General features: G+C 64.3%; 23 protein-coding genes. 9 read left to right on the plus strand and 14 right to left on the minus strand.

Features of this window, described 5'->3' with window-relative positions; translation table 11 throughout:
• Positions 1 to 9: 9 nt before the first annotated feature.
• Entirely contained in the window at positions 10 to 978 is a 969-nt protein-coding gene (locus ACXHGZ_RS21310; RefSeq protein ID WP_480461423.1) for a LysR substrate-binding domain-containing protein, read from the minus strand.
• 157 nt (positions 979 to 1,135) lie between these two features.
• On the opposite strand from ACXHGZ_RS21310, the gene ACXHGZ_RS21315 reads away from it, so the two are divergent.
• Complete coding sequence (locus ACXHGZ_RS21315) at positions 1,136 to 2,524, plus strand: NorM family multidrug efflux MATE transporter (RefSeq protein ID WP_480461424.1); 1,389 nt, start codon at positions 1,136 to 1,138, stop codon at positions 2,522 to 2,524.
• Positions 2,525 to 2,621: 97 nt separating this feature from the next.
• On the opposite strand, the gene ACXHGZ_RS21320 is transcribed toward ACXHGZ_RS21315, so the two are convergent.
• Positions 2,622 to 4,286, minus strand: coding sequence for a putative bifunctional diguanylate cyclase/phosphodiesterase (locus tag ACXHGZ_RS21320; protein WP_480461426.1), 1,665 nt, complete (start codon positions 4,284 to 4,286; stop codon positions 2,622 to 2,624).
• 251 nt (positions 4,287 to 4,537) lie between these two features.
• Between ACXHGZ_RS21320 and rep the strand changes: the two genes are divergently transcribed.
• On the plus strand, positions 4,538 to 6,547 hold the full coding sequence (gene rep / locus ACXHGZ_RS21325; protein ID WP_224457401.1) for a DNA helicase Rep: 2,010 nt from the start codon (positions 4,538 to 4,540) through the stop codon (positions 6,545 to 6,547).
• A 72-nt stretch (positions 6,548 to 6,619) separates the two neighbouring features.
• A complete protein-coding gene (xpt, locus tag ACXHGZ_RS21330; protein WP_084855360.1) occupies positions 6,620 to 7,192 on the plus strand; it encodes a xanthine phosphoribosyltransferase in 573 nt (190 codons plus the stop codon).
• Between the two features lie 117 nt (positions 7,193 to 7,309).
• Here xpt and ACXHGZ_RS21335 read toward each other — a convergent pair whose 3' ends face one another.
• The 5 genes from ACXHGZ_RS21335 to dadA form a co-directional block, all read right to left on the minus strand.
• Entirely contained in the window at positions 7,310 to 9,169 is a 1,860-nt protein-coding gene (locus ACXHGZ_RS21335) for an acetyl-CoA hydrolase/transferase C-terminal domain-containing protein (protein WP_480461428.1), read from the minus strand.
• A 225-nt stretch (positions 9,170 to 9,394) separates the two neighbouring features.
• Positions 9,395 to 9,799, minus strand: coding sequence for a c-type cytochrome (locus tag ACXHGZ_RS21340; protein ID WP_224459389.1), 405 nt, complete (start codon positions 9,797 to 9,799; stop codon positions 9,395 to 9,397).
• 154 nt (positions 9,800 to 9,953) lie between these two features.
• Positions 9,954 to 10,502 carry a cupin domain-containing protein gene (locus tag ACXHGZ_RS21345; protein WP_084855358.1) on the minus strand — a complete coding sequence of 183 codons (549 nt, stop codon included), beginning with the start codon at positions 10,500 to 10,502 and terminating at the stop codon, positions 9,954 to 9,956.
• Positions 10,503 to 10,612: 110 nt separating this feature from the next.
• Positions 10,613 to 11,686, minus strand: a complete 1,074-nt coding sequence (gene alr, locus ACXHGZ_RS21350) for an alanine racemase (RefSeq protein ID WP_480461429.1) — start codon at positions 11,684 to 11,686, stop codon at positions 10,613 to 10,615.
• A gap of 121 nt (positions 11,687 to 11,807) precedes the next feature.
• Complete coding sequence (gene dadA, locus ACXHGZ_RS21355) at positions 11,808 to 13,109, minus strand: D-amino acid dehydrogenase (protein ID WP_084855356.1); 1,302 nt, start codon at positions 13,107 to 13,109, stop codon at positions 11,808 to 11,810.
• 154 nt (positions 13,110 to 13,263) lie between these two features.
• Between dadA and ACXHGZ_RS21360 the strand changes: the two genes are divergently transcribed.
• Positions 13,264 to 13,752, plus strand: a complete 489-nt coding sequence (locus ACXHGZ_RS21360) for an Lrp/AsnC ligand binding domain-containing protein (RefSeq protein ID WP_084855355.1) — start codon at positions 13,264 to 13,266, stop codon at positions 13,750 to 13,752.
• 3 nt (positions 13,753 to 13,755) lie between these two features.
• On the opposite strand, the gene ACXHGZ_RS21365 is transcribed toward ACXHGZ_RS21360, so the two are convergent.
• From ACXHGZ_RS21365 to ACXHGZ_RS21375, 3 genes are all read right to left on the minus strand, one after another.
• Positions 13,756 to 14,109, minus strand: a complete 354-nt coding sequence (locus tag ACXHGZ_RS21365; protein ID WP_084855422.1) for a YkgJ family cysteine cluster protein — start codon at positions 14,107 to 14,109, stop codon at positions 13,756 to 13,758.
• A 176-nt stretch (positions 14,110 to 14,285) separates the two neighbouring features.
• The gene (locus ACXHGZ_RS21370) at positions 14,286 to 15,578 is read right to left on the minus strand and encodes an NAD(P)/FAD-dependent oxidoreductase (protein ID WP_480461430.1); all 1,293 of its coding nucleotides are present in this window, start codon (positions 15,576 to 15,578) and stop codon (positions 14,286 to 14,288) included.
• Between the two features lie 235 nt (positions 15,579 to 15,813).
• The gene (locus tag ACXHGZ_RS21375) at positions 15,814 to 16,044 is read right to left on the minus strand and encodes a DUF1127 domain-containing protein (protein WP_480461431.1); all 231 of its coding nucleotides are present in this window, start codon (positions 16,042 to 16,044) and stop codon (positions 15,814 to 15,816) included.
• Between the two features lie 178 nt (positions 16,045 to 16,222).
• Between ACXHGZ_RS21375 and ACXHGZ_RS21380 the strand changes: the two genes are divergently transcribed.
• Complete coding sequence (locus tag ACXHGZ_RS21380; RefSeq protein WP_480461432.1) at positions 16,223 to 17,653, plus strand: aminotransferase-like domain-containing protein; 1,431 nt, start codon at positions 16,223 to 16,225, stop codon at positions 17,651 to 17,653.
• Positions 17,654 to 17,712: 59 nt separating this feature from the next.
• Positions 17,713 to 19,269, plus strand: a complete 1,557-nt coding sequence (locus tag ACXHGZ_RS21385) for a phospholipase D family protein (protein WP_480461434.1) — start codon at positions 17,713 to 17,715, stop codon at positions 19,267 to 19,269.
• A 108-nt stretch (positions 19,270 to 19,377) separates the two neighbouring features.
• Here the strand turns inward: ACXHGZ_RS21385 and ACXHGZ_RS21390 are convergent, their stop codons facing one another.
• Together ACXHGZ_RS21390 and ACXHGZ_RS21395 are read right to left on the minus strand one after the other, a co-directional pair.
• Positions 19,378 to 20,517, minus strand: a complete 1,140-nt coding sequence (locus ACXHGZ_RS21390; RefSeq protein WP_480461436.1) for an MFS transporter — start codon at positions 20,515 to 20,517, stop codon at positions 19,378 to 19,380.
• A 130-nt stretch (positions 20,518 to 20,647) separates the two neighbouring features.
• A complete protein-coding gene (locus ACXHGZ_RS21395; protein ID WP_480461438.1) occupies positions 20,648 to 22,141 on the minus strand; it encodes an aldehyde dehydrogenase in 1,494 nt (497 codons plus the stop codon).
• Positions 22,142 to 22,337: 196 nt separating this feature from the next.
• On the opposite strand from ACXHGZ_RS21395, the gene ACXHGZ_RS21400 reads away from it, so the two are divergent.
• Together ACXHGZ_RS21400 and ACXHGZ_RS21405 are read left to right on the plus strand one after the other, a co-directional pair.
• On the plus strand, positions 22,338 to 22,697 hold the full coding sequence (locus tag ACXHGZ_RS21400; protein ID WP_480461439.1) for a cupin domain-containing protein: 360 nt from the start codon (positions 22,338 to 22,340) through the stop codon (positions 22,695 to 22,697).
• A gap of 80 nt (positions 22,698 to 22,777) precedes the next feature.
• Positions 22,778 to 22,981 (plus strand): I78 family peptidase inhibitor, encoded by a 204-nt coding sequence (locus tag ACXHGZ_RS21405; RefSeq protein WP_084855347.1) that lies wholly within the window; start codon positions 22,778 to 22,780, stop codon positions 22,979 to 22,981.
• Between the two features lie 67 nt (positions 22,982 to 23,048).
• Here the strand turns inward: ACXHGZ_RS21405 and rpmG are convergent, their stop codons facing one another.
• Both rpmG and rpmB read right to left on the minus strand, forming a co-directional pair.
• Positions 23,049 to 23,204: a 50S ribosomal protein L33 gene (gene rpmG / locus ACXHGZ_RS21410; protein WP_003253507.1), complete on the minus strand. Its 156-nt coding sequence runs from the start codon at positions 23,202 to 23,204 to the stop codon at positions 23,049 to 23,051.
• Positions 23,205 to 23,215: 11 nt separating this feature from the next.
• Positions 23,216 to 23,452, minus strand: a complete 237-nt coding sequence (gene rpmB / locus ACXHGZ_RS21415; RefSeq protein ID WP_043212989.1) for a 50S ribosomal protein L28 — start codon at positions 23,450 to 23,452, stop codon at positions 23,216 to 23,218.
• A 366-nt stretch (positions 23,453 to 23,818) separates the two neighbouring features.
• Between rpmB and ACXHGZ_RS21420 the strand changes: the two genes are divergently transcribed.
• Positions 23,819 to 25,408 carry an ABC transporter substrate-binding protein gene (locus ACXHGZ_RS21420; protein WP_480461441.1) on the plus strand — a complete coding sequence of 530 codons (1,590 nt, stop codon included), beginning with the start codon at positions 23,819 to 23,821 and terminating at the stop codon, positions 25,406 to 25,408.
• Positions 25,409 to 25,445 lie beyond the last annotated feature (37 nt).

Consider the following 25,445-nt stretch of genomic DNA (forward strand, 5'->3'; position numbering starts at 1 on the left):
CGCCACTGTTCACGAGAACTGTACGCTTGCCGTGGGAGCGGGCTTGTCCCGCGATTGGCCCTCGAGGATACGCACATCCGGCAGGTTCATCGCCGCAGCCTGTTCCTGCAGAAATGCACTCAACCGACGCAACCGTTCTCCCCCAGGCCGCGTGCGTGGCCACACCAGGTAGTAATCCATGCCACTGGGCACAGCCGTCGGCCACGGCAGGCTCAACCTCCCCTGGGCGACATCCTCGGCGACCATCAGCAAGTCGCCCATGGAAATGCCATAGCCACGTGCCGCCGCGATCATGCCCAACTCCAAGGTATCGAACACCTGCCCGCCCTTGAGCGAGACCTTGTCGGCAAGCCCCATGCGCGCCAGCCAGGCACGCCAGTCGCGCTTATCGGGCGTGGGATGCAGCAACTCGATACCCGCCAGGCGTCGTTCGTCCCAGGGCCCGTCCTTGAGCAGGTCGGGTGCCCCCACCGGGATCAACAGCTCCGAGAACAGCCGCCGCACTTCCCAGTCGGCCGGGAACACCCCGTCGCTGAGCAATACCGCACAATCGAAGGGCTCCTGGTTGAAGTCCACGTGGTCCACATCCATCCAGGCACTGGTCAGCTGCACTTCGTTGCCCGGCTGCTGGTGGCGGAACTGGCTCAGGCGCGCCAACAGCCAACGCATGGTCAGGGTCGAAGGGGCCTTCATGCGCAGGATGTCGTCCTCGCCGCGCAAGGTATCGCAGGCCCGCTCCAACGCGCTGAAGCCATCGCGCACACCTGGCAGCAGTACCCGCGCCGCCTCGGTGAGCTGCAGGCTGCGCCCGTTGCGTACGAACAGGCGACAGGCGAAGTGCTCCTCCAGGGTGCGGATGTGCCGGCTGACCGCGCTCTGGGTAATGGACAGCTCCTCGCCGGCCCGGGTGAACGAGCTCAGCCGGGCAGCGGCTTCGAATGCGCGCAACGCATACAGCGGGGGAAGCTGACGGGACATTTCGCACCTGCCCTGCGGGAACACCAATGGAATGCAATGGATCATACATACATGAGTTCAACTCATGCCAACGATCGCTTTTATCCTTTTGTGCAAAGTTGACCGAAGCCTCAGAATCGATGCCTCGCTCAACAGGACCCGGAAAAAGGACACCTCCATGCATGTCGCGCCCACCACCGAACTCAAGGCTCTGCTGCGCCTGGCCGGCCCGCTGATCGCCTCGCAGTTGGCGCACATGCTGATGGTGCTGACCGACACCCTGATGATGGCCCGTATCAGCCCCCAGGCCCTGGCCGGTGGCGGCCTGGGCGCGGCCAGCTATTCGTTCGTGTCGATCTTCTGCCTGGGTGTGATTGCCGCCGTCGGCACACTGGTCGCCATTCGCCAGGGCGCAGGCGATGTGCCCGGCGCGACCCGGCTGGCGCAGAACGGGCTGTGGCTGGCCTGGGGCCTGGCCTTGGGGGCCGGGCTGGTGCTGTGGAACCTGGAGCCGGCCCTGCTGCTGTTCGGCCAGAAGCCCGAGAACGTCGCCTCGGCCATGGAATTCCTCACCCTGCTGCCTCTGGCCCTGCCCGGCTACCTGACGTTCATGGCCCTGCGCGGCTTCACCAGCGCCCTGGGCCGTTCGACGCCGGTGATGGTGATCAGCCTGGTGGGCACGGTGCTCAACTACCTGTTCAACCACGCCTTGATCGAAGGCATGTTCGGCCTGCCCAAGCTGGGCCTGATGGGCATCGGCCTGGTTACCGCCGTGGTGTCCATGGGCATGGCCATCGCCCTGGCGCTGTATATCCGCTGGCACAAGGCCTATGCCGACTACCCGCTGCGCAAGGGCCTGTCGCGGCCTTCGCTGCCGGCGCTGCGCGAGCTGTGGCGCCTGGGCTTGCCGATCGGCGGCACCTACATGGTAGAAGTCGGCCTGTTCGCCTTCGCCGCCCTGTGCATGGGTGTGCTGGGCAGCACAGAGCTGGCGGCGCACCAGATCGCCCTGCAGATCGTCTCCACGGCGTTCATGGTGCCGACGGGGCTTTCCTATGCCGTGACCATGCGTGTGGGCTTGTACTACGGTGCAGGCAACCTGTTGGCAGCACGAAGTGCCGGGCGGGTGGGAATCGGCTTCGGGGCAATGATCATGTTCGCCTTCGCGGCGCTGTTCTGGCTGCTGCCTGAGGCACTGGTGGCGTTGTTCATCGACCGGAACGACCCGGCCTTCGCGGCGATCTTCCAGCTGGCCGTGAACCTGTTGATGGTGGCGGCCTGGTTCGAACTGTTCGATGGCATGCAAACCATCGCCATGGGCTCGATCCGTGGCCTGAAGGACGCCAAGACCACCTTCCTCATCGGCCTGTGCTGCTACTGGCTGGTGGGCGCGCCCAGCGCCTGGCTGTTCACCTTCACCCTCGGTGGCGGTGCGGTGGGTGTGTGGTGGGGCTTGGCATTGGGCCTGGCCTGCGCGGCAGTGGCACTGACCATCGGCTTCGAGTGGCGGACGCGGCGGTTGCTGGGCAAGGCGCAGAAGACAGCAGCTGAAGTAGTGTCGGTTTGAGCCCTGGGCCGCCTTGCGGCCCTTTCCGCTCCTACAGTCAGCACGCGCCTGTAGGAGCGGCCTTGTGCCGCGATGGAGGGCGAGCCCTCCCCTTCAATTACAGGCTCACCACCTGCGGCCCGGTCGCCTGCTGCAGGTAGCTCACCAACTCGTCCACCGGCAACGGTTTGCTGACCAGGAAGCCCTGCACCTGATCACAGCCAAACCCCTGCAGCAACGCCAACTGTTCCTGCGTTTCCACCCCTTCGGCGACCACCTCCAGGTTGAGGTTGTGCGCCAGGTTGATCATGGCATGCACCAGCTTGCGGTTCTCCTCGCGCAGCTCCATACCGGCGACGAAGCTGCGATCGACCTTGAGCAAGGTGATCGGCAGGCTGTTCAGGTGCACGAACGATGAAAAGCCCGTGCCGAAGTCGTCCAGCGAAAAGCGCACTCCCAGGCGCCCCAGGGCGTCCATGGTCTGCTGTACCAACTCGTTGCGGCGCATCACCGCGGTTTCGGTGAGTTCGAATTCCAACCAACGTGCGTCGACGCCATGCTCGATGATCAGGCGGCTCAAGGTGGCCAGCAGCTGGCTGTCCTGGAACTGGCGGAAACTCAGGTTCACCGCCATGTGCAGTGGCGCCAGGCCGCCTTCGTTCAGGGCCTGCATATCGCGCAGGGCGCGGGAAATCACCCAGTAGCCCAGCGGTACGATCAAGCCGCTCTGTTCGGCCAGGGGCACGAACTCGCTCGGTGGCAATAGCCCGCGCTCGGCGTGGCGCCAGCGTACCAGGGCCTCGAGCCCGACGATCCGCCCGTCGGCGAGGCTCAGCCGCGGCTGGTAATGCAACTCCAGTTCGTCACGGCGCAGCGCTCGGCGCAGCTCACCTTCCAGGTCGGCCAGGCTGCGCGCGTTGCGGTTGATCCGTTCGTTGAACACATGGAAGGTACAGCCCTGGCTGCCCTTGGCCTGGCGCATGGCGATATGGGCATGCCACATCAGCGGGTCGGCGCCGGCCTGGGCCCGGGCGTGGGCCAGGCCCAGGCTGCAACCGAGCAGCAGGCTTTCGCCGTCGATCCAGTAGGGTTCGGCCAAGGCCTCGACAATGCGTTCGGCCACCCATTCGGCGCGGTTGGCATCGCGCCGGGTGTCGATCAGCAAGGCGAACTCGTCGCTGCCCAGGCGGGCCAGCTGGTCGCCCGCCTCCAATTGCTGTTTCAGGCGTGCAACCACCTGCAGGATCAGCCGGTCGCCGCCCTGGTGGCCAAGGGCATCGTTGACGTGACGGAAGTTGTCCAGGTCCAGGTGGCCGAGGGCGACACCACGGCCTTCGTTCTGCGCCAGGCGCGCGGTCAACAGGGCCTGGAAGCCCTGGCGATTGGCGATGCCGGTCAACGGGTCCTGCTCGGCCAGGCGCTGCAGCGTAGCCACCAGCACACCTCGTTCGCGAACATGCCGCAGGGAGCGGCGCAGGGCATCGCTGTTCAATTGCCCGCGCACCAGCCAGTCGCTGACCGCTGCCGGCGGCGTCTCGGGCTCGTGGTCGAGCAGCAGGATGGTCGGCAGGTCGCAGCGGCCTGGTGCCGGCTGCAGGGCTGGAGTGGCCAGCACTACAGCCTGGCGATCATGGGCGAACAGGCTGTCGACCGACTCCCAGTTCGGTGCAGTCAGCAATACCGCGCTGCCCGCCAACGGCTGCAAGCACTCGCGCAGCAGGGCGGCCCATTCCGGCTCATCGGCCAACAGCAGCAAACGCAACGGTTCGACAGGCGTGGACAAGCGGGCTCCTCAGGCTTGGACGGTAGAACGGCGAGCGCAGGCATCCCCACCTCATGAGTGAAAATGATTTTTACTCCAGGTGCCATTCCTTGGCCAGCACCCCGACGCATTATGTCGTGCATCCTGCGCGAAACCGACGAAAGCGGCAAATCTGATTCATGCACTGCGTCACACTGTCAGACGGTCGCGCCACAACCGCCCCATGCCTGCTAGAATGCGCGGCTATTTTCTGGTGACCCCCGGTTTCTAGCATGTCCCGACTCAATCCCCGGCAACAGGAAGCCTGTGACTACGTCGGCGGCCCTCTATTGGTGCTCGCCGGTGCAGGCTCCGGCAAGACCAGCGTGATCACACGCAAGATCGCCCACCTCATCCAGAACTGTGGCATCCGTGCCCAGTACATCGTGGCCATGACCTTCACCAACAAGGCGGCGCGCGAGATGAAGGAGCGGGTCGGCACCCTGCTGCGCCCCGGCGAAGGCCGCGGCCTGACCGTGTGCACCTTCCACAACCTGGGCCTGAACATCATCCGCAAGGAGCACGAACGCCTGGGCTACAAGCCTGGCTTCTCGATCTTCGACGAGACCGACATCAAGGCATTGCTGTCGGACATCATGCAGAAGGAATACTCCGGCGACGACGGCATCGACGAGATCAAGAACATGATCGGTGCCTGGAAGAACGACCTGATCCTGCCGGCCGAGGCCCTGGAAAAGGCGCGCAACCCGCGCGAGCAGACCGCCGCCATCGTCTACACCCATTACCAGCGTACGCTCAAGGCGTACAACGCGGTGGACTTCGACGACCTCATCCTGCTGCCGGTGAAGCTGTTCGAGGAACACAAGGATGTCCTGGAGCGCTGGCAGAACCGCGTGCGCTACCTGCTGGTGGACGAGTACCAGGACACCAACGCCAGCCAGTACCTGCTGGTGAAGATGCTGATCGGCATGCGCAACCAGTTCACCGTAGTGGGCGACGACGACCAGTCGATCTATGCCTGGCGTGGCGCCCGCCCGGAAAACCTCATGCTGCTCAAGGAGGACTACCCCTCCCTGAAGGTGGTGATGCTGGAGCAGAACTACCGCTCCACCAGCCGCATCCTGCGCTGCGCCAACGTGCTGATCGCCAACAACCCTCACGCCTTCGAAAAGCAGTTGTGGAGCGAAATGGGTGTAGGTGACGAGATCCGCGTGATCCGCTGCAAGAACGAGGAAGCCGAGGCCGAGCGCGTGGCCATGGAGATCCTCACCCTGCACCTGCGCACCGACCGGCCCTACAGCGACTTCGCGATCCTCTACCGGGGCAACTACCAGGCCAAGCTGATCGAGCTCAAGCTCCAGCACCACCAGGTGCCCTACCGCCTCTCCGGCGGCAACAGCTTCTTCGGTCGCCAGGAAGTCAAGGACCTCATGGCCTACCTGCGCCTGCTGGTCAACCCGGACGACGACAACGCCTACCTGCGGGTGATCAACGTACCGCGCCGGGAGATCGGCTCCACGACCCTGGAAAAGCTCGGCAACTATGCCACCGAGCGTGGCGTGTCGATGTATGCCGCCAGCGAGGAGCTGGGCCTGGGCGAGCACCTCGATGCTCGCTATACAGAGCGCCTGCAGCGCTTCAAGCATTGGCTCGACGGGGTGCGCCAGCGCGTGGCCCTGGAAGACCCGATCGCCGCCCTGCACGACATGGTCCGCGACATCGACTACGAGAACTGGATCCGCCAGAACACTGCCAGCGACAAAGCCGCAGAGTTTCGTATCAGCAACGTCTGGTTCCTGATCGATGCCCTGAAGAACACCCTCGAGAAGGACGAAGAGGGTGACATGACCATCGAGGACGCCATCGGCAAGCTGGTACTGCGCGACATGCTCGAGCGCCAGCAGGAAGAGGAAGAAAACGCCGAAGGTGTGCAGATGATGACCCTGCATGCCTCCAAGGGCCTGGAATTCCCTTACGTGTTCATCATGGGCATGGAGGAGGAAATCCTCCCGCACCGCTCCAGCATCGAGGCCGACACCATCGAGGAAGAGCGGCGCCTGGCCTACGTGGGCATTACCCGCGCGCGCCAGACCCTGGCGTTCACCTTCGCCGCCAAGCGCAAGCAGTACGGCGAAATCATCGACTGCACGCCCAGCCGGTTCCTCGACGAACTGCCGCCGGACGACCTGGCCTGGGAAGGCCTGGACGATGCGCCAGTCGAGGTGAAGGCCGCTCGCGGTAACAACGCACTGGCCGACATCCGGGCAATGCTCAAACGCTGACCAACCCTTACTCTTTAAACCTTTGTCGCGGCCCTGGCTGCGGCCACCTTTGCTACATCGAGGAATACCACAGTGGAAGCACTGCAGCAGAAGATTCGCGAAGAAGGCATCGTGCTTTCCGACCAGGTTCTCAAAGTCGACGCGTTTCTCAACCATCAGATCGACCCGGCGCTGATGCAGCTGATCGGTGACGAGTTCGCCCGCCTGTTCGCCGATTCGGGCGTGACCAAGATCGTCACCATCGAAGCGTCCGGTATCGCCCCAGCGGTGATGACCGGCCTGAAACTGGGCGTGCCGGTGATCTTCGCCCGCAAGCACCAGTCGCTGACCCTGACCGAGAACCTGCTGACCGCCTCGGTGTACTCCTTCACCAAGCAGACCGAGAACACCGTGGCCATCTCGCCACGCCATCTCAACAGCAGCGACCGCGTGCTGGTGATCGACGACTTCCTGGCCAATGGCAAAGCCTCCCAGGCGCTGATCTCGATCATCAAGCAGGCCGGCGCCACCGTTGCTGGCCTGGGCATCGTGATCGAGAAATCGTTCCAGGGCGGCCGTGCCGAACTGGATCGCCAGGGCTATCGCGTCGAGTCGCTGGCCCGGGTGAAGTCGCTGGAAGGTGGCGTGGTCACGTTCATCGAGTGATGACCATAGGGGCCGCTGTGCGGCCCTTTCGCGGCACAAGGCCGCTCCAGAAGATCGCGTTCCCTGTAGGAGCGGCCTTGTGCCGCGAAAGGGCTGCACAGCAGCCCCGGCCATTCATCAGGTTGCCGCCAACCCTGCCAGCAACAGCCGCTGGTAGAGCTCTTCCTTGAGCCCTTGCGGCTGCTCCAACCCCATGCGCGCCAACTGCGCCGCGTAGGCTTCCGGTGCGGGCGCGTCCAACGCCGCCTTGCCCAGCTCCAGCACCTCGCTCAGCTTGAACTTGCTCTTGAGCCAGTTCAGCGCGCGTAGCAAATCCCGCTCTTCAGCCGTGAAGTCGCACCCCAGTGGATACTCCGGGAACAACCGCCCATGTTGCTCGCGGATCGCCTCCAGGCGCTCGGGCGTGTTGTCGGTGAAGCGCGCATCCAGCTGGAAGTCTTTCGGCAGCTTGCCCGCTGCCTTGGCCTGCTCCATCAATTGCGGCTGGAAGCGTGAGTCGCTGATCGCCAGCAACCTGGCGATCACCTCGCTGTCGGTCTGCCCGCGCAGGTCGGCGATGCCGTATTCGGTCACCACGATGTCGCGCAGATGCCGAGGAATGGTGCAATGGCCGTAGCTCCAGAACAGATTGGAAGTGACCTCGCCCCCTGCCTCGCGCCAGCTGCGCAGCAGCAGGATCGAGCGCCCGCCTTCCAGGGCATGGCCCTGGGCGACGAAGTTGTATTGCCCGCCTACGCCGCTGAGCACCCGACCGTCCTCGAGCTGGTCGGCCACGCCAGCCCCTAGCAAGGTCATGCCGAACACCGTGTTGACGAAGCGGGCATCGCGGCGCTGGCGGCGCTTGAGCGCTTCCTGGCCATACAGCTCGTTGATGAAGCCGATGCCGGTCATGGCGAAGCGCCTACGTTGCTCGAGGGACATTTCCCGCAAGCGCTGGTAGAACGCCTGCGGGCCCAGGAAGAACCCGCCGTGCACCAGGACCCCGCGCTCATCGGCCGGGCGCCGGATCACCCCTGCCTCGACCAGCGCCAGCAGGCCATTGACGAACATTTCGCTGCAACCGTAGAGCCCCTCGGCGAAGGCATCCAGACCTCCCTCACGGTCTATCAGAACCTGCCAAGAGGTGACGTCCAACGCCTGGAGCACGGCACGATAACCGGCGTTGTCCCCCTGGCGGGCCAGCAGCGCGGCAGCCACCGCATCGCCCATGGCGCCGATGCCGATCTGCAGGGTGCCGCCATCGCGTACCAGGGCACTGGCATGCAGGCCGATGCAGTGGTCCTGGGTCGATACCGGCATGTTCGGCGTGGAGAACAACCGCCGCCGCTCGGGCGCCTCGATCAACAGGTCGAAGTCGTCCTCGCCAAGCTCGGCATCGCCAGGCATGTAAGGCAGCTCGGTGTGCGCCTGGCCGAGCAACAGGATGGTTTCGCCCGCAGCGCGGCGGCGGGCCAGCATCGGCAGCAGGTCGAGGGTGATGTCCGGGTTGCAGGCCAGGCTGAGCTGGCCTGGGCGCTCGGGCGTGGTGGCCACCAATTGGGCGACCAGGTTCAAACCCTTGGCGTTGATGTCGCGCGCCGCATGGCTGTAGTTGCTGCTGACGTAATCCTGCTGCGCCGCTTCGCTGTGCAGCAGGCTGCCCGGCTGCAGGAAGAACTGCTCGATGCGGATGTTCGCAGGCAGGGTGTCGTTGCGCAGGTCGGCAAGGTAGTCGAGCTCTTCGTAGTCGGCGAAGACCCGCTCCACGAACGGCTCCAGGAAGCGCCGCTGCAGCCCATCGCCCAGCGGCGGTCGGCCGAGGCTGAGGGCGGTGTAGATCGTCAGCTGGCGCTCGGGGCATTCGCGTATCCGGGCGTAGAGCGCGTTGACGAAGGCATTGGGCTTGCCCAGGCCCAGCGGCAGGCCCATGTGGATATGGGCTGGCAGGCGGGCGAGGACCTGTTCTACCGCTTGTTCGATGGAAACGCGTTGCGTCATCTAGGCCTCCTGTGAACATCCATGCATGCAGGGATTGGACAAGGGCTTTGGACAGGTTGCTGAACATGCCGGCCCATCGCGGGACAAGCCCGCTCCCACAGGTTTCGCGCCGCTCTGGAGGGTAGCATTGAACCTGTGGGAGCGGGCTTGTCCCGCGATTGGGCCGGCGAGCCCTAGAATACAAAGCCCGCCATGAAAGGCGGGCTTGCGAATATCAGGCTCGGCTCAAAGCCCCGACATCTTCTTGATGGCGCCCTTGAGCTCTTCGTCGGAGCAGTCGGCGCAGGTGCCTTTCGGCGGCATGGCGTTGATGCCGGTGATGGCCTTGGCCAGGATGCCGTCGAGGCCGCCCTGGTGGTCCGCGCGTTCCTTCCAGGCGGCGGTGTCGCCGATCTTCGGTGCGCCGAGCAGCCCGCTGCCATGGCAGGCGTTGCAGTGCTTGGCAATGACTTCGTCCGGTGTCTTGGCGCCGCCGCCCCCTGCAGTGGCAGCCACGGCCATGCCTTTGCATTCCTGGCCCTGGACGCACACCTGGCCGACCGGCTCGAGGCGCTTGGCAAGGTCGTCGTTGGTCGCAGCGGTTGCGCTCATTGCCCAAAGGGCGAATACGGCTGCTGGTACGGCCAGCATCTTCTTGATTTGGTTCACGCGAACACCCTCATGGTGGCTAATCACGCCCGCGGCCACGGATCTGCGAGCGTTTGAAAGTATAGCGGGAACCCAGGGCCCGTGAAACGACCCCACAAGGGAAAGGGATATTGCCGCAACAATGCACTGCGCTGGATCAAAAGTTCGATGGTGTCGCTGCGCTGATCAGCCGGGCAGGCTCGTCGAAGGGGTTGCGAAAACGGTGCGGCCGGGTGCTTTCGAAGTAATAGCTGTCGCCTGCTTCGAGGACGAAGGTCTCGGTACCGACCACCAGCTCCAGGCGCCCTTCCAGCAGGATGCCGGTTTCCTCGCCGTCATGGGTGAGCATTTCCTCACCGGTGTCGGCGCCAGGCGGGTACACCTCATTGAGGAAGGCGATGGCCCGGTTGGGGTGCGACTTGCCCACCAGTTTCATGGTCACCGCACCGTCGGAGATGTCGATCAGCTCATGGGCCTTGTAGACGATCTGGGTGGGGCTTTCGGGGGCGAGCTCGACAGAAAAGAATTCCACCATCGACATGGGAATGCCACTGAGCACCTTGCGCAGGGAGCTGATCGACGGGCTCACGCTGTTCTTCTCGATCATCGAGATGGTGCTGTTGGTAACGCCCGCGCGCTTGGCGAGTTCACGCTGGGACAGGCCCTTGAGCTTGCGGATGGCTTGCAGTCGTTCACCGACGTCCAAAGCTGGAGCCTCCTGAAACGGTCGAGGTGGGAGCAAAGTGTGAACGATATGATGGCGATGCCGTTCAGTATTTACAACACTTTACCCCGCAGCCTGTCCGCTTCGGCCGCTTATTCGCCGATATAGTCCAGCGGTACGCGCTTGAGGTTGCAGAAGATCTGGTACGGGATCATGCCCGCCTGGGCCGCCACCTCGCTGGCCAGCACCTGCTTGCCCCACAGCTCCACCGGGCTGCCGAGGGTCGCCTCGGGCACGTCGGTCAGGTCGATGCAGAGCATGTCCATGGACACCCGCCCGATCAGTTGGCTGCGCTTGCCGGCGACCATCACCGGGGTGCCGGTGGGCGCCTGGCGTGGGTAGCCATCGGCATAGCCCATGGCGACCACGCCGACCCGGGTCGGGCGTGGGGTGATGAACTTGGCGCCGTAGCCCACCGGCTCGCCGGCCGGCAGTTCACGCACGCCGATGACGCGCGATTGCAGGGTCATCACCGGTTGCAGGCGCTCGGCCTGGGGCTGGGAGACTTCGAAGGGCGTGGCACCGTAGAGCATGATGCCCGGGCGTACCCAGTCGCTCGGTACCTGGGGCCAGCCCAGGACCGCGGGCGAATTGCGCAGGCTGCATTCGGCGGTCAGGCCCTGGCGGGCGGCTTCGAACACCGCCACCTGCTGCGACGTGGCGTCCGCGTCCAGTTCATCGGCCCGGGCGAAGTGACTCATGAGCACGATGCGTGCGACCTTGCCGCTGGCCAGCAGGCGCTGGTAGGCCTCTTGGTAATCCTTCGGGTGCAGGCCGACACGATGCATGCCGGTGTCCATCTTCAGCCAGACGGTCAATGGCTTGTGGACGGTTGTCTGCTCGATCGCTTCCAGCTGCCACAGCGACTGCACCACGCACCACAGGTCGTGCTCGGCGATCAGCGCCAGCTCGCTGGCTTCGAAGAAACCTTCTAGCAGCAGCACCGGCGCCTTGATCCCGGCGGCACGCAGCTCGAGCGCTTCCTCGATGCAGGCCACCGCAAAGCCATCGGCTTCGGTTTCCAGGGCCAGGGCACAACGCACTGCGCCATGCCCATAGGCATCGGCCTTGATCACGGCCAGGGCCTTGGCACCGGACAGTTCACGGGCCAGGCGATAGTTGTGGCGAAGGGCTTGGAGGTCGATGAGGGCACGGGCGGGACGCATGGCGGCAGCCTTATGGTGGTTCAGGTTGAAATCGGTTTTTCCCTGTCACCGGCAAGCCGGCGCCCACACAGGGCTGGCGTGGGAGCGGCTTGCCGGTGACAGGGCCGGTGAAGCAGGCCAGTTACTGATGCACAGGCTCAGCCTGGCCGTGCTTGGCCACTTCCCGGTTGTTGCCATAACGGGAAATGTCGAGGCCTTCGGCACTGATCTGCGGCTTCTTGCGCGCGATCAGATCGGCCAGCAGGCGACCGGAGCCACAGGCCATGGTCCAGCCCAAGGTACCGTGACCGGTGTTCAGGAACAGGTTGCGGTACGGGGTGGCGCCCACGATCGGGGTGCCATCCGGGGTGGCCGGGCGCAGGCCGGTCCAGAAACTGGCCTGGCTCAGGTCGCCGCCGCGAGGATAGAGGTCATTGACGATCATCTCCAGCGTTTCGCGCCGGCGCGGGTTCAGCGAAAGGTCGAAGCCGGCGATCTCGGCCATGCCACCCACGCGGATTCGGTTGTCGAACCGGGTGATGGCGACCTTGTAGGTTTCATCCAGAATGGTCGAGGTCGGCGCCATGTCGGCATTGGTGATCGGCACGGTCAACGAGTAGCCTTTGAGCGGGTAAACCGGCGCCTTGATACCCAGCGGCTTGAGCATTTGCGGCGAGTAGCTGCCCAGGGCCAGCACGTAGCGGTCGGCGGTTTCCAGCTTGCCGTCGATCCATACACCGTTGATGCGGTCACCAGCGAAATCCAGGCGCTGGATGTTCTGGTCGAAGCGGAATTCCACGCCCAGCTTGACCGCCATTTCGGCCAGTTTGGTGGTGAACAGCTGGCAGTCGCCGGTCTGGTCGTTGGGCAGGCGCAGGGCACCGGCCAGGATGTTCTTCACCCCGGCCAGGGCAGGTTCGACGCGGGCGATGCCATCGCGGTCGAGCAGCTCGTAGGGCACGCCGGACTGTTCGAGCACGGCGATATCCTTGGCGGCGGCATCCACCTGCGCCTGGGTACGGAACAGTTGGGTGGTGCCCAGGGAGCGGTTTTCGTAGGCGATACCGGTTTCGGCGCGCAGTTCGTCGAGGCAGTCGCGGCTGTACTCGGACAAACGCACCATGCGCTCCTTGTTCACCGCGTAGCGGTTGGCCGTGCAGTTGCGCAGCATCTGCGCCATCCACAGGTACTGATCGACGTCACCGGTAAGCTTGATGGCAAGGGGGGCGTGGCGCTCGAGCAGCCACTTGATAGCCTTCAGCGGCACGCCAGGGGCGGCCCAGGGCGAGGCATAGCCGGGCGAGATCTGGCCGGCGTTGGCGAAGCTGGTTTCCATGGCCACCGCTGGTTGGCGGTCGACCACCGTCACTTCGAAACCTTGCCGGGCCAGATAGTAGGCACTGGCGGTTCCGATCACACCGCTACCAAGTACCAGAACTCGCATTGTTTATCCCTCGCACGCGGTCAACCGCAGACTTTTGTTGAAATGGCTGGATGGGCGCAGTATATGGAGGAATAGCCAGTGCATTTCACTATATAAAAGCCTATATTTGGCGAGAATTCTCGGCAAAATCGCCTTTCACGGAGGGGCATCCCCTATGAGAACCCAGCACCAGAGCAAGCGTGAACTGGACAAGATCGACCGCAATATCCTGCGCATCCTGCAGAACGACGGGCGCATCTCGTTCACCGAACTGGGCGAAAAGGTCGGCCTTTCCACCACGCCATGCACCGAGCGGGTACGCCGGCTGGAGCGCGAGGGGATCATCATGGGCTACAACGCCCGGCTCAACCCGCAGCACCTCAAGGGTAGCCTGCTGGTGTTCGTCGAGATCAGCCTGGACTACAAGTCCGGCGACACCTTCGAGGAGTTCCGCCGCGCGGTGCTCAAGCTGCCCCACGTGTTGGAGTGCCACTTGGTCTCCGGCGACTTCGACTACCTGGTGAAGGCGCGTATCTCGGAAATGGCCTCCTATCGCAAACTGCTTGGCGACATCCTGCTCAAGCTGCCGCATGTGCGCGAGTCCAAGAGCTACATCGTCATGGAAGAGGTGAAGGAAAGCCTCTGCCTGCCAATTCCGGAATAAGGTTCAGACCAGCACCTGGCGGGTGCTGGCAATGAACTGATGCACCAGTTGCTCGGCCTCGGGTTCGATCATCTGTTCGGGCCCCCGTCCCCGCGGGCAGGCCAGGCGTGGCGTGGTGCCGAACAGGCGGCAGATCATCGGGCGCTCTTCGTAGACCGTGCAGCCGTTGGGGCCCAGGTGCACACAGTCCAGGCGCTCCAGCGCAGCATCCTGCTCGGCGCGGGGTTTACGTGGCAGGCGGGCCATCTCTTCGGCCGAAGTGGTGACCGGGCCGCAGCAGTCGTGGCAGCCGGGTTCGCATTCGAAGGAAGGGATCAGTTCGCGCAGGAAATGGATCTTGTGGCTGTTGCAGGACATGGTCGGGTACAAAGCTGGAAAATTGACCAGATTATATCGCGCCGCCCTTCGGTAGGAGCGGCCTTGTGCCGCGAATGGGCCGCAAAGCGGCCCCGGCAACCTATGCAGCGAAGCTGAAGTTCTGGGGGGCGCTGCGCCCCCCTTTCGCGGCACAAGGCCGCTCCTACAAAGGGGTGTCAGGCCAGCTCTTTCAGGCGATGCCAGAGCATCCCCAGGGCCAACAGCGGCGAGCGCAGCAGCTTGCCGCCGGGGAAGGTGATATGCGGCACCCTGGCGAACAGGTCGAAGCGCCCGCTGTGCTGGCCGCTGATGGCCTCGCCCAGCAGCCGCGCGGCCAGGTGGGTGGCGTTCACGCCATGGCCGGAATAGGCCTGGGCGTAATAGACGTTCGGCTGGCTGGCCAGGCGGCCGATCTGCGGCAGGCGGTTGGCCCCGATGCCGATCATGCCGCCCCATTGGTAGTCGATACGCACGTCGGTCAGCTGCGGGAAGACCTTGAGCAGTTTGGGCCGCATATAGGCGGCGATGTCCTGCGGGTCGCGACCGGAATAATGGCAGGCGCCGCCGAACAGCAGGCGGTGGTCGGCAGAGAGCCGGTAGTAGTCCAGGGCCACGCGCTGGTCGCACACGGCCATGTTCTGCGGCAGCAACTGGCGGGCACGCTCTTCGCCCAACGGCTCGGTGGCGATGATGTAGCTGCCGGCGGGCAGCACCTTGCCCCCGAGTTCGCGGTTCAGGTCGTTGTGGTAGGCGTTGCAGCACAGTACCAAGGTCTTGGCACGTACGCGGCCCTGGGCGGTATGCACGGTCACTTCGGGGCCGTAGTCGATGCGAACGACTTCCGATTGTTCGTACAGGCCCACGCCCAGGCGGCTGGCCACGGCGGCTTCGCCGAGTGCGAGGTTCAGCGGGTGCAGGTGCCCCGAGCCCATGTCGATCAAGCCGCCGACATAGCGGTCGGAGCCGACCACGCTGTGGATATCGTCCTTCTGCACCAGGCGTAGTTCATGGCGATAGCCCAGGCTGCGCAGTTCTTCGGCGTCTTCGGCAAAGCCTTGCAGTTCGCCCGGCTTGTTGGCCAGGTCGCAGTAACCCCAGGTCAGGTCGCAGGCGATGGCATGGCGCTCGATGCGCTCGCGGACGATGTCCACAGCCTCCAGGCCCATGAGCTTCATGCTGCGCACGCCGTCCTCGCCGATGACCGGCAGGAACTGCTCCAGCCCATGGCCGACCCCGCGGATCAACTGCCCACCGTTACGCCCGCTGGCGCCCCAGCCAATCTTGCGCGCCTCCAGCAGGATCACCGAAAGCCCGCGCTCGGCCAGCTCGATGGCGGCATTGAGGCCGGAATAACCGCCACCGACGATGCAGACATCAGCGCGATGGTCGCCTTGCAGGAAGGCGTGGTCAGGGTGGGGCGCGCTGCTGGCGGCATAGTAGGAGGCGGCGTGCTGCGCGCTGTGGATCATCGGGTTGGGTCCTGGGGCAGGTGGGCTAGGCGAGGAGGATAAGCCGGGGCTCTGGGGCGGGCAACCGGCAACCCAGGTTGACGCGGTCCCCTGTAGGAGCGGGCTTGCCCCGCGATCGGGCGCGCAGCGGCCGTAAACCAGGAAAACAAGGTCCAACGGGTGAAACGTAGTGGCTGATTTTACAGTCGCTGCGCGCCCGATCGCGGGGCAAGCCCGCTCCTACAGGGGACCGTGTTCAACGTTTCCAGAAGGGTTTGCGTCCTTCCTCCCGCGCCTGCGCCCAACTGAGCCCGATATCCCGAAGCTGGGCATCGTCGAGCTGCAACAAGTGCCTGCGGGTGCGCCAGCGATGCACCATCAAACCCCACCGGCCCAGGCCCGCCGGTGCGCCATAGACCTTGTCCCGCTGCCCGGCGTCCAGTTCCTTGGCCAACAGTTGCAAGCGCACATCGCTCATGCCGTCCATCGCTGCCCTCTCCCGATCAGTAGATACTGTAGGAGAAGCATGCCCGTCGGCACCCAAGGCCATACAGATCCAATACGGATTTATTATTTCCATACAGAATTGGCCGGGCGGGCCCTGAATGCTGTATTTTCAGCCGATCTGTACTGGTCTGCATGCCCACTTGGCGCAGGAGTATGCCGTGACGCTCTACCTCAACCTCGCCGAACTGCTCGGCGCCCGCATAGAACAAGGCCTGTACCGCCCCGGCCAGCGCCTGCCCTCGGTGCGTGCGTTGAGCCTGGAACATGGGGTCAGCCTGAGCACGGTGCAGCAGGCCTATCGCCTGCTCGAGGACAATGGCCTGGTCTCGCCGCGGCCCAAGTCCGGCTATTTTGTCGCCGAAGACCGCAGCCTCCCTGCCCTTCCCGCCGTCAGCCGCCCGGCCCAGCGGCCGGTGGATATCTCCCAGTGGGAGCAGGTGCTGGAACTGGTGCGCAGCACACCGCAGAAGAATGTCATGCAGCTGGGTCGCGGCATGCCCGACATCGACAGCCCGACCTTGAAACCCCTGCTGCGCAGCCTCGCCCAGCTCAGCCGACGCCAGGACATGCCGGGGCTGTACTACGACAACATCCACGGCAACCTCGCCCTGCGCGAGCAGATCGCACGGCTGATGCTGGATTCCGGCTGCCGTCTGGGCTCGGCCGACCTGGTGGTGACCACGGGCTGCCATGAGGCGCTGTCTACCAGTATCCGCGCCGTATGCGAGCCAGGCGATATCGTTGCGGTGGAATCGCCCAGCTTCCATGGCGCCATGCAGACCCTCAAGGGCCTGGGCATGAAGGCCCTGGAGATCCCTACCGACCCGCTCCAGGGCATCAGCCTGGAGGCCCTGGAACTGGCGCTGGAGCAATGGCCGATCAAGCTCATCCAGCTCACCCCCAGCTGCAACAACCCCCTGGGCTACATCATGCCGGAGGCGCGCAAGAAAGCCCTGCTGAACCTCGCCCAGCGCTATGACGTGGCGATCCTCGAAGACGATGTCTACGGCGACCTGGCCTACACCTACCCTCGCCCGCGGACCATCAAGTCGTTCGACGAAGACGGCCGCGTGCTGCTGTGCAGTTCCTTCTCCAAGACCCTGGCGCCGGGGCTGCGGGTCGGCTGGGTGGCACCCGGGCGCTACCTGGAGCGGGTGTTGCACATGAAGTACATCAGCACTGGCAGCACGGCCTGTCAGCCGCAGCTGGCCATCGCCGACTTCATCGAGGCTGGGCACTACCACCCCCACGTAAGACGCATGCGCAGCCAGTACCAGCGTGGCCGCGACCAGATGAGCGACTGGGTCACCCGCTACTTCCCCGCAGGCACCCGCGCCAGCCGGCCCCAGGGCGGCTTCATGCTGTGGGTCGAATTGCCGGAAAGTTTCGACACGCTACGCCTGAACCGGGCTTTACTGGAGCAGGGGGTGCAGATTGCGGTTGGCAGCATCTTCTCGGCGTCGGGCAAGTACCGGCACTGCCTGCGCATGAACTTTGCCGCACGGCCCACGCCGCAGATCGAAGACGCTGTGCGCAAGGTGGGCGAAACCGCCCTTCGTCTACTGGAAGCGGACGAAAGCCCAGCGTAACTTTGCGCCGCCCTCCACGGTCCAACCCATAGGCCTTTGCTGTACAGGACGTTCTACCCTTGAGACTCCAGCGAGCTCTGCCTCTCTTGCTGGCGCTGTTGCTTGGCCTGTCGGGCTGCGCCAGCGTCGGCACACCACGCCAGGTCAGCCAGGCGCTGCCGGCCAGCGATTCGGCCTTCGGCCGCTCGGTGCAGCGCCAGGCCGCGCCTTACGAGGGCCGCTCAGGTTTCCGCCTGCTGCCCAACAGCAACGAGGCCTTTCGTGCCCGCGCCGAGCTGATTCGCAACGCCCAGGCGAGCATCGACCTGCAGTACTACATCGTCCATGACGGCCTGAGCACCCGCGCCCTGGTGCATGAACTGCTGCGTGCCGCCGACCGCGGCGTGCGGGTACGCATCCTGCTCGACGACACCACCAGCGACGGCCTGGACACGCTGATGGGCACCCTGGCCGCCCACCCGAACATCCATATCCGCGTATTCAACCCCCTGCACCTGGGACGCAGCACGGGGGCCACCCGCGCCGTGGGCCGGCTGTTCAACCTGTCGCGCCAGCATCGGCGCATGCACAACAAGCTGTTCCTGGTGGACAACAGCATGGCCATCGTCGGTGGGCGCAACATCGGCGACGAATATTTCGATGCCGAGCCCAACCTGAACTTCACCGATATCGACCTGCTCGGCGTGGGCCCGGTGGCCGAGCAGCTCGGGCACAGCTTCGACCAGTACTGGAACAGCGCCCTGAGCCGGCCGATCGGCGACTTCCTCTGGCGCCAACCAGACGCAGCCGACCTGCGCGCCAGCCGCAAACGCCTGGAAATCTCCCTGGCCCAGGCACGGGTCAAACACAAAGCGTTGTACGACCGACTGATGGCCTACCAGTCCCGCCCACGCCTGGACACTTGGCGCAACGAGCTGATCTGGGCCCACAGCCAGGCCCTGTGGGACTCACCGAGCAAGGTTCTGGCCCAGGACGAGCCGGACCCGCACCTGCTGATGACCCAGCAGCTGGCACCGGAGTTGGCCAAGGTACAGCACGAACTGATCCTGGTGTCCGCGTATTTCGTGCCGGGGGAGTCCGGCCTGCTGTACCTCACCAGCCGAGCCGATGCGGGCACCTCGATCAAGCTGCTGACCAACTCCCTGGAAGCCACCGACGTGCCGGCGGTGCATGGCGGCTACGCCCCCTACCGCCGTGCCCTGCTCGAACACGGCGTGCAGCTGTACGAGCTGCGCCGCCAGCCGGGCGACCCCAGTGCCTATCGCAGCCTGAGCTTTCGCGGCAGCTCCGACTCCAGCCTGCACAGCAAGGCAATCGTCTTCGACCGGCGCAAGACCTTCATCGGCTCATTCAACTTCGACCCGCGTTCCGTGCTGTGGAACACCGAGGTCGGCGTACTGGTGGACAGCCCGGAACTGGCCGAATACACCCGGGAAATGGCTGTCGAAGGCATGGCGCCGGCGCTGAGCTACCAGGCAAAACTGGTGGGCGACCAAGTGGTATGGGTGACCGAGGACAACGGCAAGCGGCGCATGCTCACCTCCGAGCCAGGCGGGCTGTGGCGGCGCTTCAATGCCTGGATCAGCAAGGCGGTGGGGCTGGAGAAGATGCTGTGAGCCGCCGCCATTCGGGGTAAACCCGCTCCCACAGGTACAGCGCTGTCATTGAGAGCCCTGCATAACGTGTGGGAGCGGGTTTACCCGCGAATGGGCGCAAATTCCTTATCAGGCCGAAGCAGGCTCGAAGGCATCCCGCCGGCGGGTCAACACCACCAGCCCTGCCGCCCCCGCCGCCATCAGCCACGGCAATGCATGCCCACTGATCCATTGGCTCCCTGCGCCAGCGATCAGCGGCCCGAGCAGGCAACCTATGCCCCACAGCTGCGCCACATGCGCATTGGCGCGCACCAGCTCATCGTCCCGGTAACGCTCGCCGATCAACACCAGCGACAAGGTGAACAGGCCACCGGCACTGGCGCCGAACAGCACCCATACCGGCCAGATCGCAGGCGTGTGCAAGGCCAGCGGAATCGCCAGGCTGGAAACGAGCAACGCCAGGGCACAGCCACTGAACAGGGTCCGCCGCGACATGCAGTCGGCCAGGGCACCGATCGGCAGCTGCAGCACCGCATCGCCCACCACCACGGTGCTGACCATGAACAATGCCACCTCTGCCGTGAACCCTTGCTGCAGGCAGTACACCGGCAACAGCGTCAGGATCATCGCCTCGAACGCAGCGAACAGGGCAATGGCCCAGGCGATCACCGGCAGGCGCCGACAGAAACCGAACAGGTCGCCAAAGGTGACGCTGCACGCATCGGTGCTCGGAGCACCACCGCGCCTCAACAGCAGCAACGGCGCACACAGCAGCAAGACCGTCGCGACCCAGAAGCCGAAATCGTCGTCCGAGCCCAGCAGCCCCAGCACCAGTGGCCCGGCCAGCTGGCTCAACGCGTAGCTGCTGCCATACAGCGCCACCAGCCGTCCCCGCCACTGCTCGATCACCAGTTGGTTGATCCAGCTTTCGCCAAGGATGAATACCACGGTCAGGGCCATGCCGATCGCCAGGCGCAGCGCCAGCCACAACGGATAGCTGGGCAACAGCGCCACCAGGCCGATCGACAAGGCGCCGCCCCACAGGCACAGGCGCATGGCAGCCGGCACGCCGACCCACCCGGCCAGGCGACTGGCCAGGCTGGCACCGAGCAGCACACCGAAAGCTGGCATCGCCGCCATCACGCCGATGGCGAACCCACCGTAGCCCCAGCCCTCCAGGCGCAGGGACACCAACGGCATGCTCACGCCGAGCGCGAGCCCAACGCTGAGTACCGAGGCCAGTACGGCAAAGTAGGTTCCCCAACGCATGGCAGCCCTCCTAGGCTTAGTTTTCAGAACCCCATTCGCGGGTAAACCCGCTCCCACAGGTACTACGCCATTATTAAGGGCGATATGAAACCTGTGAGAGCGGGTTTACCCGCGAAGCGTCCGCGCTGAATTACAGCTTGATCCAGGTCGCCTTCAGCTCGGTGTACTTCTCCAGTGCGTGCAGCGACTTGTCACGGCCATTGCCCGACTGCTTGAAGCCGCCGAACGGCGCGGTCATGTCGCCGCCATCGTACTGGTTGACCCACACGCTGCCGGCGCGCACAGCGCGGGCGGTCTGGTGGGCCTTGGAAATGTCCGAGGTCCAGATGCCGGCAGCCAGCCCGTATGGCGTGTCGTTGGCGATGGCCACGGCCTCTTCTGCGGTGTCGAAGGTGATCACCGACAGCACGGGGCCGAAGATCTCTTCCTTGGCGATCTTCATGGCGTTGGTCACGCCGTCGAAGATGGTCGGCTCGACATAGGTGCCGCCGGTTTCCTCCAGGGTGCGCTTGCCGCCAGCCAGCAGCTTGGCGCCATCCTGGTGGCCGGCCTCGATGTAGGACAGCACGGTGTTCATCTGCTGGGTATCGACCAACGCACCGACGGTGGTCGCGGGATCCAGCGGGTTGCCCGGCTTCCAGGCCTTCAGGGCCTCGACCACCATCGGCAGGAACTGGGCCTTGATCGAGCGCTCGACCAGCAGGCGGGAGCCGGCAGTGCAGACTTCGCCCTGGTTGAAGGCGATGGCGCTGGCAGCGGCCTCGGCGGCAGCCTTCAGGTCAGGCGCGTCGGCGAACACAATGTTCGGGCTCTTGCCGCCGGCTTCCAGCCAGACACGCTTCATGTTCGACTCGCCCGCATAGACCATCAGCTGCTTGGCGATCTTGGTGGAGCCGGTGAACACCAGGGTGTCGACGTCCATATGCAGGGCCAGGGCCTTGCCCACGGTGTGGCCGTAGCCAGGCAGCACGTTCAGCACACCAGCCGGAATACCGGCTTCGATGGCCAGCTGGGCGATGCGGATGGCAGTCAGCGGTGACTTTTCCGACGGCTTGAGCACGATGGAGTTACCGGTGGCCAGGGCCGGGCCGAGCTTCCAGCAAGCCATCAGCAGCGGGAAGTTCCACGGCACGATGGCACCCACCACACCCACCGGCTCGCGGGTGACCAAGCCGAGCTGGTCGTGCGGGGTCGGGGCGACTTCGTCGTAGACCTTGTCGATGGCTTCGGCGGTCCAGTGGATGGCGTTGGCGGCACCTGGGACATCGATGGTGGAGGAGTCACCGATCGGCTTGCCCATGTCCAGGGTTTCCAGCAGGGCCAGCTCTTCGACGTGCTCGCGCAGCAGGCCTGCGAAACGGATCAAGGTGGCCTTGCGCTTGGCCGGGGCCAGGCGCGACCAGACGCCGGATTCGAACACGGCGCGGGCATTCTCGACGGCACGGTTGGCGTCGGCCAGGTCGCAGCTGGCGATCTTGGCCAGGAAGCGTCCGTCCACCGGGCTCAGGCAGTCGAAGGTTTCACCGGATGCGGCATCGGTGTATTCGCCGTTGATGAAGGCGCGACCTTCGATCTTCAGTTGTTGGGCACGCTGTTCCCAATCCGCACGAGTCAGGGTGGTCATACGAAACTCCTCCTCTTGTTAAGGTGCAACGCCGTACTGAGGACATCACGACGTTGTCGAAAATTCTGGCCGGGCGACAAGCGCATACTGGCACCCGCCACCCTAAACCAGCCCGGTAAAACTATCAATATATTTGACACGAAAGGCCTAAAAGCCTACTGATGTGCATTTTATTAAACAACAAGAGGGCCTCACCATGACCATCAACAGCATCATCGATTTCGCCCAGGCACTCACCGAGGCAGAACGCTATCGCCCAGCGGCGGAGAAAATCCTCAAGGGCGAACCCGACCAGGCAGTCTACAACCACTACTCAAGCCCCTGCGGCCAGTTCGCCGCCGGTGTATGGGAAGGTGCGGTCGGCCAATGGACGGTGAACTACACCGAGCACGAGTACTGTGAAATCACCCAAGGGGTCTCGGTGCTGCGCGACCAGGACGGCAATGCCAAGACCTTGCGTACCGGTGATCGTTTCGTGATTCCTGCAGGCTTCAAGGGCACCTGGGAAGTCCTCGAGCCTTGCCGCAAGATCTACGTCATGTTCGAACAAAAGTAATAGTTAACGCAGGCGCAAGCTCCCCTGGCGAGAGGATGGCCCGGCCCATCCGGGCAATCCATCAACCAAGGAGTACCCCCATGACCAATGAAGAAGTCGTGCAAGCGCTGCAACACCTGGTCGGCATTCCCTATGAAGGGTCGATCAAAACCGCCATCACCCAGGTCACCGGTCGCACACGCGTGGTAGGCCCCAATGAAATGTCCACGCGTGAGTTCGACCCCGAACGCGTGCATGTACGTGTCGATGCAAGCGGCGCGGTTTCGGGCTTCGCGTTCAACTGAAGCTGAACGCCGGGCATAAAAAAACCCGCTTCCTCACGGAAGCGGGTTTTTTTAGGTCGCCGATCAATTACTTGATCTTGGCTTCCTTGTACACCACGTGCTTGCGAACGACCGGATCGTATTTCTTGATCTCGATCTTGTCCGGGGTGGTGCGCTTGTTCTTGTCGGTGGTGTAGAAGTGGCCGGTACCGGCACTCGAAACCAGACGGATCAATTCACGCATGATGTTCTCCCTTAAACCTTGGCGCCAGCGCGACGGATGTCGGCCAGGACGGCATCGATACCGCGCTTGTCGATGATACGCATGCCCTTGGCGGAAACGCGCAGACGCACGAAACGCTTCTCGGATTCAACCCAGAAACGGTGGTGCTGCAGGTTCGGCAGGAAACGACGACGGGTTTTGTTGTTTGCGTGGGAAATGTTGTTCCCGGTTACCGGACCCTTACCGGTAACTTGACAGACTCTCGACATGCCTCAGCCCTCTAAAACCACATGCCCAACCCGGCATGGGTTGGCCGCTTAATCTCTCAGTCTATGGCGCCAGGCGCCGTGTTTCCGGGGGTCTTATCGACCGGATCCGCTTGCGCGACAGACCGTGCCCCTAGAAAAGAGCGCTGCTTTATACCAGAAAGACTCGGCCACAACAACAGAAGATGCGTTGCCTGAATGGGCCGAGCGCGCCAGGCCAGCATAGCGACAAGCCCTGCGCGCTGTCGACCGCTCGTCGCCGTGCCCATGAAAAAGAGGGTGGTCATTTAGCGATGTGCACACTAGGGTAGGACGTTTCCGACTGCATAGATCGATAAAATGGGCCATCTGGCCAGCCAAGGAGCCACCATGCGTGCCGCCGCCCTTTCGTTGTTGTTCGCTTCCCTGTTCGCCACGGGCCTCGCCCAGGCAGCGCCGCTTGCCGTCTGCACCGAGGCCAGCCCCGAAGGTTTCGACGTGGTCCAGTACAATTCGTTGACCACCACCAATGCCTCGGCAGACGTGCTGATGAACCGCCTGGTGGAGTTCGATGCCAGCCTGGGCAAGGTGGTGCCCAGCCTGGCCGAAAGCTGGACGGTGTCCGATGACGGCACGGTCTACGACTTCAGGCTGCGCAACGACGTGAAGTTCCATACCACGCCCTGGTTCAAGCCCAGCCGCACGCTGGATGCCGACGACGTGCTGTTCAGCTTCCAGCGCATGCTCTACCCCGCCCATGCCTGGCACAAGACCGCTGCGGGCGGCTACCCGCACGCCCAGTCGCTGCAACTGGGCAGCCTGATCAAGCTGATCGAGGCACCGGAGCCGCACACCGTGCGCTTCACCCTGACCCACCCGGATGCCACCTTCCTGGCCACCTTGAGCATGGGCTTCGCCTCGATCTACTCCGCCGAGTATGCCGACAAGCTGCTCAAGGCTGGCACGCCGGAGAAGCTCAACAGCCAACCGGTGGGCACCGGGCCGTTCGTGTTCCAGCGCTTCCAGAAGGACGCCGTGGTGCGCTACCGCGCCAACCCCGACTACTTTGCTGGCAAGCCGACCATCGACCCGTTGATCTACGCCATCACACCAGACGCCAACGTACGCCTGCAGAAAATCAAGCGTGGCGAATGCCAAGTGGCATTGTCGCCCAAGCCGCTGGATATCGCCGAAGCCGGCAAGGACGGCAGCCTCAAGGTCGCGTCCACCCCTGCCTTCATGACCGCCTTCGTCGCCCTCAACAGCCAGCATCCGCCACTGGACAAGCCCGAGGTGCGCCAGGCGATCAACCTTGCCTTCGACAAGCCCGCGTACCTCAAGGCGGTGTTCGAGGGCACCGCCACCGCAGCCAACGGCCCCTACCCGCCCAACACTTGGAGCTACGCCAAGGACCTGACCGGCTACCCATTGGACCTGAAAAAGGCCAAGGCGCTGCTGGCCAAGGCCGGGCTGGCAGACGGCTTCGCCACGACGATCTGGACCCGCCCCTCGGGCAGCCTGCTCAACCCAAACCCGAACCTGGGCGCGCAGATGCTCCAGGCGGACCTTGCCAAGATCGGCATCAAGGCCGAGATCCGCGTCATCGAATGGGGCGAGCTGATCCGCCGGGCCAAGGCTGGCGAGCATGACTTGCTGTTCATGGGTTGGGCAGGCGACAACGGCGACCCGGACAACTTCCTCAGCCCGCAGTTTTCCTGCGCGGCGGTAAAGTCGGGGACCAACTTCGCGCGCTTTTGCGACAACCGCCTGGACCAGTTGATCAGCGCCGGACGCACCACCAACGACCAGAGCGTGCGCAGCCGTCTGTACCAGCAGGCGCAGACGCTGATCCACCAGCAGGCCCTCTGGTTACCGCTGGCCCACCCGACTGCGGCCACGCTGCTGCGCCAGGGGGTGGAGGGGTACCAGGTGAGCCCGTTCGGGCGGCTGGACTTCAGCAAGGTCTCCGTCAATCGCTAAAGCCCTGTAGGAGCGGCCTTGCGCCGCGAAAGGGCCG

The sequence above is a fragment of the Pseudomonas shiyinii genome (assembly GCF_056725765.1).